The organism is Acidimicrobiia bacterium, from assembly GCA_040880805.1.
Lineage (GTDB): Bacteria > Actinomycetota > Acidimicrobiia > IMCC26256 > DASPTH01 > DASPTH01.
This window is the reverse complement of sequence record JBBDHW010000048.1, coordinates 74,479-86,356: the sequence shown is the minus strand read 5'-3', so window position 1 is coordinate 86,356 and position 11,878 is coordinate 74,479. Positions and strand designations below refer to the sequence as shown.

Sequence of the window (11,878 nt, the reverse complement as noted above, 5' to 3'; positions counted from 1 at the left end):
GACGTCGTCACCAAACTGCTCAACGCCGAGATCGACGGCGACAAGCTCAGCGAGCTCGAGTTCGACATGTTCATGCTGCTGCTCTCGGTCGCGGGCAACGAGACCACCCGCAACGCCACCGCGCACGGCATGTACGCGCTCCTCCAGAACCCCGACCAGTTCGCGTACCTCAAGGAAGATCCCGCCGGCCGCACGGAAGTCGCGATCGAGGAGATCCTGCGTTGGGCGTCACCGGTCCTCCACTTCAAGCGCACGGCCACTGCCGACACCGAGATCCGCGGCACACAGATCAAGAAGGGCGACGCGGTCGTCATGTGGTACATCTCGGCGAACCGTGACGAAGACGTGTTCGATGATCCCTACGCCTTCGACGTCTCGCGCGATCCGAACCCGCAGATCGCGTTCGGGGGCGGCGGCAACCACTTCTGTCTCGGCGCCAACCTCGCGCGCATGGAACTGCGGTTGATCTTCGAGGAGATCGCGAACCGCCTCCCCGACATGCGACTCGCCGGTGAGCCCGATCGGCTCCGCTCGAACTTCATCGGGGGCATCAAGCACCTCGACGTCGAGTGGACGCCGGGCAAGCGCGTGCTGCCCGTGGGCACCAAACTCTGACCGCCGGCAATGCCGGCGTTCGCACCGGGGTCGGTGTCGCTGCGGCTCTACCCGCACCTCGACCTCCCCGCGACCGGGATCGTCGACGAGCTGCGCATGCAAGCCGCGCTCGCCGCAGAGCACGGGTTCGACGGCGTGATGACGAGCGAGCACCACGGGGGTTTCGCCGGCTACCTCCCGAACCCGTTGCAGGCCGCGGGCTGGTGCCTCGAGGAGATGCCTGCCGGATGGGCGGCACCGTGCCCGCTGCTGCTCCCCCTCCGGCCCGCCGCGCTCGTCGCCGAGGAGGTCGCGTGGCTCGCGGCGCGCTTCCCGGGACGCGTGGGGGTCGGCGTCGCCTCGGGCGCACTGCCCGACGACTTCGACATCATGCACGTTCCGATGGACGGCCTCACGGCGCGCTTCACCGACGCGCTCGCCGAGCTCGCGGGGATGCTCGACGGCAGCGCACCGCGTGGGCTCGCAGGTGATCCCGCGATCGCAGCGTGCGCGGAACACCCGATCCCGATCCTGAGCGCGGCGATGGGGTTCACCGCCGTGCGACGCGCTGCAGGTCTCGGCGCCGGCGTGTTGTTCGACTCGCTGTCCACGGCGGAACGGTGCCGTCAGCTGACCGACGCTTTTCGCGCCGCGGGTGGCACTGGATCATGCGTGCTGATCCGGCGCGCCTGGGTCGGCGATCCGCCTCGCGAACGGCTCGACGACCAGCTCGACGTGTACCGCGGCTACTCGTCGACGTCGGCCGTGCAACACTGGGGAACCGACGAGCTCGTCGGCGCGCCCGACGGTGCCGCTGTCGCCGAAGAGCTCCTCGACGTCCTGCATCGCGCGGGCGCCGACGCGTTGAACCTGCGCGTGCACGTACCGGGCGTCGGTCCGCGCGACGCGCGTGAACAGATCGAACGTCTGGGACACGAGGTCCTGGGCAAGATTCGGGGGGACGCACCATGACCGACGAGCGTGTACTCGGCCCGATCGGCACCGAAGTGGTCTTCGAGAACGACCGCGTGCGCGTGTGGGAGCTCCGCCTCGCGCCGGGCGAGGCGTCTGCGGTCCACCGCCACGAGCTCGATTACATGCTTGTGCTGCTGGAGGGTGATCGCATCGCCGCCGAACCGGAGCCCGACACGGGAGGTTCGTTCAACGAGTATCTCGAGGCGGAGGTCGTGCCCGGCGCATTCGTCTACATCGAGCGCGGCGGGATCGAGACCGCCAAGAACGTCGGCAAGGAGCCCTACCGCGAGATCATCATCGAGCTCAAGTAACCCGCCCCAGCTACGGCTCGAATCGACCGCGGCCCATCTGGTCGCGCACGGTCTCGACCGGCGGATTCGTGAGACTGCGCCGCTGCCAGTTGGCGCCGTCGACGACGAGCGTGCAACCGGAGATGAAGCGCGCGTACGGGGACGCGAGGAACGTCGCCGCCCATCCCAGCTCCTGCAGCTCACCCACGCGCATCGCAGGTTGCCTGCGGTTCTGCTCCGCGGCACGGTCGAGGCTGCCGCGGATGTCGGCGGTCATGTCCTCGTGTGGGAACAGGCCCGGAACCAACCCATTGACCTGGATGCCGTACGGACCCCACTCCACCGACAACGACTCGACCAAGCTCTTCACGCCGGCCTTGGCCGCCGCGCTGTGTGCCCATCCCGGGCCGCCGGTCCACGCGTACGACGCGCCAACGTTGACAATCGAGCCGGGCGTGTGCGCCGCGAGGTGACGTCGGCCGAACTCCCGGGTGACCAGGAAGGTGCCGTTCAACGTGATGTCGATCACGCTGCGCCATGCGTTCGGCGACATGTCCTCTGACGGCACGGGGAAGTTGGCCGCCGCGTTGTTGATGAGCACGTCGGGCAAGTGGAACGCCGACTCCGCGGTGTCGAACATCGCCGCGATCTGCTCGGCGTCGCGGATGTCGGCCGTCGCAACCGCCACGGGCGCGCCGAGCGCCTCCATCGCGGCTCTACCGGCCTGGAGGTGCTCTTCCTTGCGACTCGCGATCACGATGCTGGCGCCGAGGCGCGCGAACTCGCTCGCGATCGCCTTGCCGAGGCCAGTGCCACCGCCGGTGATCAACACACACGTGCCGTCGAACGTACCGGCGGGCAAGGCGCTCTCGCCGACCGGAGGCGGCGCGGGCAGTCCGGGATAATCGGTCATCGTTGGTCAGCTCCCCGTGAACCTCGGCTCGCGCTCTTCGGCTCGCGCCGCGCGGAGCTCTGCGTAGTCGTCCGACTTGTTGATGAAGGTCTGCGCGATCAGCTCCTCCGCCATCGACGAACGGATCTCGGGCTCGGCGAGATGCTGGATCACGCGACGCGCCATCTTCACCGTGACGGCGGGCGCGGCAGCGATCTTGCGCGCGATCTCCCAAGCAGTGTCGTCGAGCCTGTCATTGGGGACCACGCGCGAGACCACGCCGTGGGCATAGGCCTCGGCGGCGTCCATCGGCCGTCCGGTGAGCACCATGTCGCTCGCGACACCGTGACCGCAGATCTGGAAGAGCCGTCCCACTCCGCCGGTGTCGGGAATCACGCCGTAGGTGACCTCAGGGAGCATGAAACGCGCGTCTTCGGCCGCGATGCGGATGTCGCACAGCAGCGCGCGCTGGAACGACGCACCGATCGCCCACCCCTGGATGGCAACGATGACCGGTGCGTCGAGGTCGAAGATCTGTTGCGCGCCACGGTGACCCCTACGCATCAGCTCGTGGTGCGTCAGCTCCACCTGCCCGCCCCCGATCGCGCCGACGTCGCGCCCCGACGAGAACGCCTTGCCCTCACCCCGCCAGATCACCGAGCGGACGTCGGGGCGGTCGTGCAACTCGGCAAGGATCTCCCAGAGGCGCGCGTCCATCGCGTCGTCGAACGCGTTGCGCTTCTCCGGGTTGTCGTTCGTGATCACCGCGATCGCCCCGTCGTACTCGAGCCGGATCTTTTCGTCGTCGGCCATCGCACCATCCCTCCGTCGCAGAGTGACGTTACTGTGGCCGACGCGATGGCGGATCTGGCACTCACGGGACTCGTTGGCAAGGTCGCGGTGGTGACCGGCGCCGGGCGCATGCGCTCGATCGGCCGTCCGATCGCGGTCGAGCTCGCGCGGGCCGGCTGCGACGTGGTGCTCACGGGCACGGGGCGCTCACCCGACCGCTACCCGGACGACGAGAAGGAAGCTGGCTGGCGCGACATCGAGTCCGTCGCCGACGAGGTTCGCGCGCTGGGGCGCCGTGCGCTCGCCGTGGTGAGTGACGTATCGGATCTCGCCGCAGTCGACGCGCTCGCGCAACAGGTGGCCGACGAGATGGGGCGCGTCGACATCGTCGTCAACAATGCGGGCGCCGCTCGCGGAGCCGACCGCGTGCCCGTCATCGACCTCGATCCCGAACTGTGGCACCGCGTGATCGACGTCAACCTGCACGGCACCTTCTACATGAGCCGTGCGTTCGGTCGCCGGCTGGTCGAGCAGGGCGACGGCGGGAACATCGTGAACATCTCGTCGATCGCCGGGAAGATGATGGCCGCGCGCACCGCGGCGTACAGCGCGTCGAAGGCGGCGATCCACGCGTTGACGTGCGCGATGGCGCAAGAGCTCGGGCCCGACGGCATCCGGGTCAACACGGTGTGTCCGGGCATCATCGACACGTACCGCATGGACGACATCCCGCGCGGCGAAGCATGGGACGAACTCATCGCGCGGCAAGTGCCGCTGCGGCGGGCGGGCGCCGGTGAGGACATCGCCTGGATGGTGGCGTTCCTGTGCTCGGACCAGGGCGCGTGGATCACCGGCCAGCTCTACACCGTCGACGGCGGTACGTTGCCCGGACGCTGACAGGCTTCTGAACCCACGGCCGCTCGCGCTTCAATTTCCGATCTCGACGATCACCTTGCCGAGGGCGCCGCGGTTGCCGACCACGCGCAGCGCGTCGGCACCCTGTTCGAGCGGGAAGTGGTGTCCGATGACCGGGTGCAGCAGTCCGGCGTCGTACCAGCGGAAGAGCTGTTCGAAGTTGTGCGCGTTGGCTGCCGGGTCGAGACGCGCCGACGCGCCGTACGCCACGCCGACGACGGAGATCGACTTGAGGAGGATCAGGTTGAGCCCCACGCTCGGGATATCGCCGGCCGCGAAGCCGACCACGAGATAGCGACCGTTCCACGCGAGGCAGCGCAGGTACTCACGGAAGTCACCACCGCCGACGGGATCGAAGACCACGTCGACGCCGATACCGCCGGTGAGCTCCTTCACGCGCGCTGACAGCCCTTCCTCGTGGTAGTCGATCACCGCGTCGGCGCCGCACTGCTCGGCGATCGCGAGCTTCTCCGGTCCGCCGGCCGCGGCGATCACGTAGGCCCCGATCGCCTTGGCAACCTGGATCGCGGCCGAGCCGGTGCCCCCGGCGGCACCGAGCACGAGCACACTCTCCCCCGCCTGCAACTGGCCGCGGCGCGACAAGCCGTGGATGGCGGTGCCGTAGGTGAGATTGAACGCCGCGGCCTCGTCCCACCCCATCGCGTCGGGAATGCGGAACACCTGGTCCTGGCGGGGCGGCTTCGCGATCACTTCGCTCGCGAACGCGCCGACCCCGGTCATCGCGAGGACCCGGTTGCCGACCTCGAGGGCGTCGACATCGACCCCCACCTCGAGCAGCGTGCCCGAGCACTCGTGACCGGGTACGAACGGCGGGTCGTACTTGTACTGGTACTGGCCGCGAATCACGAGCGTGTCGGGAAAGTTCACCGACGCGGCGCGCACGTCGATCCGCACCTCATCGGGACCGCACGGCGGTGACGGGAGCTCCTCCACGCGCAGCACCTCTTCCCCACCGAGCTCCGGGCACACGAGAGCAATCACCAGAACCTCCGCTCTCGGCGCTTCGCGCCGGGCCGCTGGGCCACGGTTCGCTGCGACGCAGGATACCTGCGCCGCGGGCGCTCACCTCGGGCGCCGAGGGTACCGGGTCTGTCAGGCTCACCCACCGTGCCCGATCCGTTGCGGGAGATCTTCGACGAAGACGCCGAGCGCTACGACCGCGCGCGGCCCGGCTATCCCGACGCGCTCTTCGACGACCTCTTCGACCTCGCGAGCATTGGTCCCGGGAGCCGCGTCCTCGAGATCGGATGCGGCACCGGGCAGGCGACCGTGGTCCTCGCCGCGCGTGGCTGTTCGGTTGTCGCGGTAGAGCTCGGCGCGAGCCTCGCCGCGGTCGCGGCGCGGAACCTCGCGCCGTACCCGAACGCGCAGATCGTCGTGAGCGCGTTCGAGGACTGGCCTCTCCCCGCAGAGCCGTTCGACGCCGTCGTCGCGTTCACGGCGTTCCACTGGGTCGACGCCGAGGTGGGCCTGGCCCAGGTCGCCGCCACGCTGCGGCCCGGCGGCGCGTTCGTGATCGTCATGACCGAGCACGTCGCCGGCGGCACCGATCCCTTCTTCGTCGACGTGCAGGATTGCTACGAACGCTGGGATCCGGACACCCCGGCGGGGATTCGGCTCGAGCGCGCCGACGACGTTGCCGCTCGGATCGACGTGGAGGCGGATCCCAAGGGACGCTTCGGCGCCGCCGTACTCCGCTGCTACGAGACCGATCGCACGTACACGACTGCTGTCTACCTCGACGTGCTGCAGACGTACTCGGGACATCGCGCAATGGACGACGATGCGCGCGACCGCCTCCTCACGTGCATCGGTTCGCTCATCGACTCGCGCTACGGCGGGCTGATCGTGAAGCGGTACCTGAACACCATGCGCGTGTCGCGTCGGGTGTCATGAGCCTCCCCGAGACCATCGACCTCGGCGACGGGTTCGCGCTCGAGCGCGCGCGTCCCGAGCACGCCCCCGAGATGGCCAAAGCCGTCGGCGAGAGCCTCGACCACCTTCGGCCCTACCTCCCCTGGCCGTCACCGGAACAGGCCACAGAGGCGAAGCAACGCGAACGCCTCGTCCGGCTGCAGGACGTGTGGCGGCGCTCCGAGCACTTCAGCTTCGTCATTCGGCGTGGCGACGGTCCCGCCGTGCTCGGCAACGTCAGCCTCGACTGGACGTCGGGCGGCCCCGAGATCGAGATCGGCTACTGGGTACACATCGACTGGTGCAACCGCGGTCTCGCGACACGCGCGTCGCGCGCGCTCACCACGGCGGCGTTCGGCCTCGTCGAAGTGGAGCGCGTCGTGATCCGCTGCGACGAGACCAACGCGGCGAGTGCCGCGATCCCGCGCAAGCTGGGCTTCGTGCTCGACCGAGTCGTCGCCGCCCAGCCCGAGGCGCCGGCCGAATCCGGCCGCGACATGGTGTGGCTTCGAAAGCGCACGCCCGACGACACAGTCCCATTCGAAACGAACTTCGGGCGGACCATCGTCCGGATCGGAGACACCGTGCACCGTCCGGTCGAGCGCTGGACGCCTGCTGTCCACGCGCTGCTCCGGCATCTCGAGGCAGTGGGATTCGACGCATCGCCGCGGGTGCTCGGCATCGACGGCGATGATCGCGAGATCCTCTCCTTCATGCCGGGCCAATCCGGCGCGCGCAGCTGGGCGCAGGTCGTGCCCGACGAGGGCCTGCGCGCGTACGCGCGCCTCCTGTCCCGGTACCACGACGCGGTACGTGGCTACGCGCCACCTGCGGACAGCAGCTGGTCGAGCTTCACCGGAGCACCGGGGCCCGACGAGCTGGTGTGCCACGGCGACTGCGGACCCTGGAACGTGGTGTGGCGCGACGGGAACCCGGTGGCGCTCGTCGACTTCGACCACGCCCGGCCCGCGTCACCGCTGCACGACGTGGCGTACGCCCTCGAATTCACGGCTCCGTTCCGCGACGACTCGGAGTGCGCCCGTTGGCTGCGGTACGCGGAGCCGCCCGATCGCCGGCGCCGCATGGAAGTGTTCGCCGACGCGTACGGGCTCACGACGATCGACGGATTGGTGGAACGGGTCATCGACCAGCAACGACGGGACATCGACGACGTCGGCGCGCTCGCTCGAGAAGGCCTCGAACCACAAGCCACGTGGGTGGCGAACGGGTACCTCGACGAGCTCGCGGCGCGGGTCCGCTGGAGCGAGGAGAATCGTCACCTCTTCCAATAGGAGGCTCGCATGCGACTCGAACAGCTCACCCTCGACACGCTCACGCCGGACCAACGGGAGCTCTACGACGCGATAGTCGGCCGTCGGCTCGGATCCATTCTCCCCTCGCGAATCGCCGACGAGCAGGGGCGACTCCAGGGCCCGTTCAACGCGATGCTCCACTACCCCGCGCTCGGGCATCCGTTGCAGGAGCTCGGAGGCGGGTTGCGCTTCCGAGGCTCACTCCCCGCCCGCGCGCGAGAGCTCGTCATCCTCACCGTGGCAGCGGCGTGGGAGAGCGAGTTCGAGTGGTGGGCGCACGTGCGGATCGGCCACGAGGTGGGGCTCACCGACGACGAGATCATTGCCGTGCGCTCCTTTCTGCCGCTCGCGCTGGACGATCCAGTGGAGCAGGCCGCGCTCGACGTCGCCCGCGCCGCAGCAACGACCGCTGACCTCGACGACGACCTGTACGCGCGCTCGCGCGACGCACTCGGCGACAAGATGCTGATCGAGGCCTTGACGCTCGTCGGCTACTACGCGCTGCTCGCGCTCCAGATGCGCGTGTTCCGCGTCCCGCTCCCCGACGGCGCCGAGTACACGTTCACGAATCGCCGGTGAGCCGGCGCCTGGGTCGGAATCCGCTTGCATCAGACGGTGTTGTGAGTTACTCTGTTATTTGTTTACTAACTCTGGGATGGGGAAGGCACAGTGCCCAATCAGGATCACCTCATACAAGTTGCCCGGTCGGTGCGACGCGAGCTCGATCGTGAGGGCAAGGCATTCAAGAGCATCCCGCGGATGGAACTCACCGAGCGGGTGCGCCAGGCCTCGGGCGAGAGCACGACTCGGGTCAAGACGGCGATGGGGGCCGATCTCGACCAGGCCTTGAGCGACCAAGGCCTCCGCTGCTACCCGAGCATCGCGGAGACCACGACGGGCGATCGAGTCCGCGTCTTCCGCGCCGGCTCCGCGGTCGGCGATCTGATCGACGCGGTGCTCACGCCCTCGGACGACCACGACCGGGAGCTCGGGGTTGCGCTCGCCAAGGTCAAGGGAACGTGGGACTGGGAGCGTGACGATGGCGCTACCGGCGAGACCACCGCAGCCGAGATCCTGCGCCGCGCGCTCCCCCGGGAGAAGCATCTCGCATACGTGCGCTCACTCGAGGACACCGACCTCGCGACAACCTGACGATCTCGTGATACTCCTCGACGACCACCTCGTGCGAGATTTCGCAGCCGGAGAGCTTTCCCACACGCTCGATCCGGCGAGCGACGAGCTCGCGACGACGAACCTCTGGCTGTTTCGCCTGATATCCGCCCTTGCACGCGAGGGGTTGGTCGGCGCGCTCTCGGGTCCCATCAAGGAGCTCGGCGCCGACGAGCTCGGCCGCTTTCGTCGAGAGCTCGCCGAGAGCTTCGAGCTTCTCACCGTCGTGCCGATGCAGGAGATCGTGTGGCTGATGGCCGAACTCCAAGAGCGCCACCGCAGGCAAGGGCACCTCATGAGTACTGCGATGGTCGAGGCACTCGCCGCCGCCCACTTCCTCGACGCGGAGATCGCGGTGGCCGCAGACGATGTCGGCCCGGGCCTGCAGGCTGCAGCAGTTGCCGACGAGATCACGTTCCGCGTGATCCAGCGGTGAGCTCGTTGACGGCTCGTGACGCATCAGCCCGGCGCGACGTGCGCGGGCGGCTCGATAGGGTTCCGGCTATGGATGCAGCAGAGCAACTGCTCGCGATCGAGGCGATCAAGCAGCTCAAGGCCCGCTACTTCCGGTGCATGGACACGAAGGACTGGGACGGCTACGAGCGAGTCTTCGCGCCCAACGCGGTCCTCGACGTGAGCGGCGAGACGCGTGTGCCCGACGGCGAGGGGCTGGTGCGCGGGAACACGGCGATCGCGGAGTACGTGAAGGGTCACGTCGATCCCGTCACGACGGTGCACCACGGGCACATGCCGGAGATCGAGATCACGTCGCCGACCACCGCCACCGGCGTCTGGTCGATGGAGGACATGCTCCGGTGGCCCGAGGGCTCGCCGATCGGTGAGATGCACGGCTACGGCCACTACCACGAGACGTACGAGAAGGTCGACGGTCAGTGGCGCATCGCGAGCTGCAAGCTCACGCGTCTCCGGGTCGACGCCGAGTAATCGCTACTTCGCCGCGGGCATCACGTCGTCGGTGACGATCTTCAGGTACTTCCACGCGAGGTCGGGTGGCAGACCACCGCACAGCGGTTGCAACATCAGCAGCCCACCACCCTTCACGATCTCGACCGCTTCGTCGACCGAGTAGATGCGGTACGAGCCGTGCTCTTCGCGGAGGTCGCCGACCGTGCGCGCCGTCGACAGGCTTGCGATGTGCTGTTTGCCGACGTTCCAGTCCCCGTACATCGCGATGTCGTGCAGCATGGAGGGTCCGATCTCGTCCCACGCCCGGTCGACGTCGTCGGCCACGAAGACCGTGGTGGGAGTCCCGGGTGTCGCGAGCATCGCTTGGCCGGGCTCGTGTCCGTACTTGCGCGCCTCGTTTTCGTACGCCTCGCGCAGGTCGTCGCCGCCACTCTCGGCAAAGAAGTCGAGGCCGTGGCGGCCGGCACGGCGCGCCGCGGGCTTGGTACCGCCACCCCACGAGATCTGGATCGGCGTCAACGGCGGCGGCGTGATCTGCACGCGGCGACCTTCGTGCACGAACGGCTCGCCCGTCACGGCTTCGAGCAACACCGTGAGCTTCTGCTCGGCGACAGCACCGCGCTCGTCCCATTCGACGCCGAACATCTCGAACTCCTCGGGCCGGTAGCCCAAGGCCATCACGTACGAGACGCGTCCCTTGCTGATGATGTCGAGGACCGCCATGTCCTCGGCGAGACGGATGGGATCGTAGAACGGCATGAGCGCGGCGCCGATGACGAAACCCATGCGGGTCGTGCGCGCCACCATCGCCGACGCGAGCAACAGGGGCGAGGGAAGGTACCCGTCGGGCGACGCGTGGTGCTCCGAGATGAGGCACATCACACCGCCGCGATCCTCCGCCCACGCGGCCATGTCGATGGCCGCGTCGTAGAGCGCGGGCATCGTGTCGACCCCACCCGGCGCTCGCATGTCGAACCGCATGGTGAACATGCGGCGAAAGCTACTCCGGCGTGTAGTTCGAGTAGAACTGCAGCGCCCACTCGCGCTGCTCGAGCAGCTTCTTCTCGGACTTCGTGACGATGGGCCGGTCGACGTAACGCTTGTTCTCCCAGATCGGCAGATCCTGGCTCACACCGGCCGAGAAACCCTCCGCGGCATTCTTGGCGGCATCGTCACCCATCTCACGCGGCGCGCTGAACACCCAGCGGACCTTGACGTTCTCCTCGTCGATCGGTGTGGTCGACGAGAAAAAGACCATCCGGTCGCCCATGTGCAGCACACCGAGCCCGAGTCCGAAGCCCTCACGGACGAACATGCCACCGGCACCGACGGTCTTCTTGTAGGTGCCCTTGATCTCGAACTCGTCGTCGGGAATGTTCGGAGTGCCGTGTACGTACATGAAGTGCGCGAAGTCGACGTTGTTCTCGGCCATCTCCTGACAGCACGTGGCGACGTCGAACTCCTTGATCTCGTAGGGCAGCCAATCGGGGTCGTAGAACTCTCCGACTTCGGGCACGTCGTAGAACGGGGGCGCCTCGACGCCCGAATGCCACGCCCAGATCATGTGGTTTCGTTCGAGCGTCGGATAGGAACGCACCTTCGCCTGGCTCGGGATGTGCTCGGTGTCCCCGTACGGGATCTCGGTGCACTTGCCCGACTCGCCGTCGTAGCGCCAGCCGTGGAACGGGCAGCGGATGCACTCGCCCTCCACCTTGCCGCCGACGCCGAGGTGCGCGCCGAGGTGCGCGCAGTACGCGTCGACCATACGCGCCTCGCCGCTCTCGGTGCGGAACAGCACGACGTCCTTCCCGAACACGTGGAACGTCATCGTCTGGCCGGGGTCGAGGTCGCGCGCCTCGGCCACGACGAACCAACCGTCGGGAACGGGGAACGGGAACCGCTTCTCCCCCGGAGCCTGCGTCCGCACGATGGGGCGGCGGGTGCGGTCGGGCAACGACTCAGGGTTGCGCGGCATGGGCAAGCCGACAAAGGTCTCGTACTCGGTGGTCGACATGTGGCTGCTCCCTCATCGATTTCGAACGAGCATAAACCTAACGCATGAGAGCGGCGTGCCG

At 68.2% G+C, this 11,878-nt stretch carries 15 protein-coding genes; 10 read left to right on the top strand and 5 right to left on the bottom strand.

The window, feature by feature from the left end:
* The 3 genes from WD271_13300 to WD271_13290 form a co-directional block, all read left to right on the top strand.
* A partial coding sequence (locus tag WD271_13300; GenBank protein MEX1008807.1) for a cytochrome P450 occupies positions 1-615 on the top strand: 615 nt, incomplete at its 5' end.
* Between the two features lie 9 nt (positions 616-624).
* A complete protein-coding gene (locus WD271_13295; protein MEX1008806.1) occupies positions 625-1,566 on the top strand; it encodes an LLM class flavin-dependent oxidoreductase in 942 nt (313 codons plus the stop codon).
* Positions 1,563-1,880: a hypothetical protein gene (locus tag WD271_13290; GenBank protein ID MEX1008805.1), complete on the top strand. Its 318-nt coding sequence runs from the start codon at positions 1,563-1,565 to the stop codon at positions 1,878-1,880. Before WD271_13295 ends, WD271_13290 begins: the two co-directional genes overlap by 4 nt.
* A gap of 10 nt (positions 1,881-1,890) precedes the next feature.
* Here the strand turns inward: WD271_13290 and WD271_13285 are convergent, their stop codons facing one another.
* Together WD271_13285 and WD271_13280 are read right to left on the bottom strand one after the other, a co-directional pair.
* Positions 1,891-2,772 (bottom strand): SDR family oxidoreductase, encoded by an 882-nt coding sequence (locus tag WD271_13285; GenBank protein MEX1008804.1) that lies wholly within the window; start codon positions 2,770-2,772, stop codon positions 1,891-1,893.
* Positions 2,773-2,778: 6 nt separating this feature from the next.
* Entirely contained in the window at positions 2,779-3,564 is a 786-nt protein-coding gene (locus WD271_13280; GenBank protein ID MEX1008803.1) for an enoyl-CoA hydratase/isomerase family protein, read from the bottom strand.
* A gap of 45 nt (positions 3,565-3,609) precedes the next feature.
* Between WD271_13280 and WD271_13275 the strand changes: the two genes are divergently transcribed.
* Positions 3,610-4,440: an SDR family oxidoreductase gene (locus WD271_13275; protein ID MEX1008802.1), complete on the top strand. Its 831-nt coding sequence runs from the start codon at positions 3,610-3,612 to the stop codon at positions 4,438-4,440.
* A gap of 30 nt (positions 4,441-4,470) precedes the next feature.
* On the opposite strand, the gene WD271_13270 is transcribed toward WD271_13275, so the two are convergent.
* Positions 4,471-5,460, bottom strand: a complete 990-nt coding sequence (locus tag WD271_13270; GenBank protein MEX1008801.1) for an NADPH:quinone oxidoreductase family protein — start codon at positions 5,458-5,460, stop codon at positions 4,471-4,473.
* A gap of 126 nt (positions 5,461-5,586) precedes the next feature.
* On the opposite strand from WD271_13270, the gene WD271_13265 reads away from it, so the two are divergent.
* From WD271_13265 to WD271_13240, 6 genes are all read left to right on the top strand, one after another.
* A complete protein-coding gene (locus WD271_13265) occupies positions 5,587-6,375 on the top strand; it encodes a class I SAM-dependent methyltransferase (GenBank protein ID MEX1008800.1) in 789 nt (262 codons plus the stop codon).
* Positions 6,372-7,685 (top strand): GNAT family N-acetyltransferase, encoded by a 1,314-nt coding sequence (locus tag WD271_13260; protein ID MEX1008799.1) that lies wholly within the window; start codon positions 6,372-6,374, stop codon positions 7,683-7,685. The genes WD271_13265 and WD271_13260 overlap by 4 nt, the downstream gene beginning before the upstream one ends.
* A 9-nt stretch (positions 7,686-7,694) precedes the next feature.
* A complete protein-coding gene (locus tag WD271_13255; protein ID MEX1008798.1) occupies positions 7,695-8,285 on the top strand; it encodes a carboxymuconolactone decarboxylase family protein in 591 nt (196 codons plus the stop codon).
* A 129-nt stretch (positions 8,286-8,414) separates the two neighbouring features.
* The gene (locus WD271_13250; GenBank protein ID MEX1008797.1) at positions 8,415-8,858 is read left to right on the top strand and encodes a hypothetical protein; all 444 of its coding nucleotides are present in this window, start codon (positions 8,415-8,417) and stop codon (positions 8,856-8,858) included.
* 7 nt (positions 8,859-8,865) lie between these two features.
* Entirely contained in the window at positions 8,866-9,312 is a 447-nt protein-coding gene (locus tag WD271_13245; protein ID MEX1008796.1) for a hypothetical protein, read from the top strand.
* Between the two features lie 68 nt (positions 9,313-9,380).
* Positions 9,381-9,821, top strand: coding sequence for a nuclear transport factor 2 family protein (locus WD271_13240; GenBank protein ID MEX1008795.1), 441 nt, complete (start codon positions 9,381-9,383; stop codon positions 9,819-9,821).
* Between the two features lie 3 nt (positions 9,822-9,824).
* Here WD271_13240 and WD271_13235 read toward each other — a convergent pair whose 3' ends face one another.
* On the bottom strand, positions 9,825-10,793 hold the full coding sequence (locus WD271_13235) for an LLM class flavin-dependent oxidoreductase (protein MEX1008794.1): 969 nt from the start codon (positions 10,791-10,793) through the stop codon (positions 9,825-9,827).
* Between the two features lie 10 nt (positions 10,794-10,803).
* The gene (locus WD271_13230) at positions 10,804-11,817 is read right to left on the bottom strand and encodes a Rieske 2Fe-2S domain-containing protein (GenBank protein ID MEX1008793.1); all 1,014 of its coding nucleotides are present in this window, start codon (positions 11,815-11,817) and stop codon (positions 10,804-10,806) included.
* Positions 11,818-11,878 lie beyond the last annotated feature (61 nt).

Coding starts and splice junctions, on each gene's coding strand:
- WD271_13295 (MEX1008806.1), top strand. CDS start 625: ATGCCGGCGTTCGCACCGGGGTCGGTGTCGCTGCGGCTCTACCCGCAC.
- WD271_13290 (MEX1008805.1), top strand. CDS start 1,563: ATGACCGACGAGCGTGTACTCGGCCCGATCGGCACCGAAGTGGTCTTC.
- WD271_13285 (MEX1008804.1), bottom strand. CDS start 2,772: ATGACCGATTATCCCGGACTGCCCGCGCCGCCTCCGGTCGGCGAGAGC.
- WD271_13280 (MEX1008803.1), bottom strand. CDS start 3,564: ATGGCCGACGACGAAAAGATCCGGCTCGAGTACGACGGGGCGATCGCG.
- WD271_13275 (MEX1008802.1), top strand. CDS start 3,610: ATGGCGGATCTGGCACTCACGGGACTCGTTGGCAAGGTCGCGGTGGTG.
- WD271_13260 (MEX1008799.1), top strand. CDS start 6,372: ATGAGCCTCCCCGAGACCATCGACCTCGGCGACGGGTTCGCGCTCGAG.
- WD271_13255 (MEX1008798.1), top strand. CDS start 7,695: ATGCGACTCGAACAGCTCACCCTCGACACGCTCACGCCGGACCAACGG.
- WD271_13240 (MEX1008795.1), top strand. CDS start 9,381: ATGGATGCAGCAGAGCAACTGCTCGCGATCGAGGCGATCAAGCAGCTC.
- WD271_13235 (MEX1008794.1), bottom strand. CDS start 10,793: ATGTTCACCATGCGGTTCGACATGCGAGCGCCGGGTGGGGTCGACACG.
- WD271_13230 (MEX1008793.1), bottom strand. CDS start 11,817: ATGTCGACCACCGAGTACGAGACCTTTGTCGGCTTGCCCATGCCGCGC.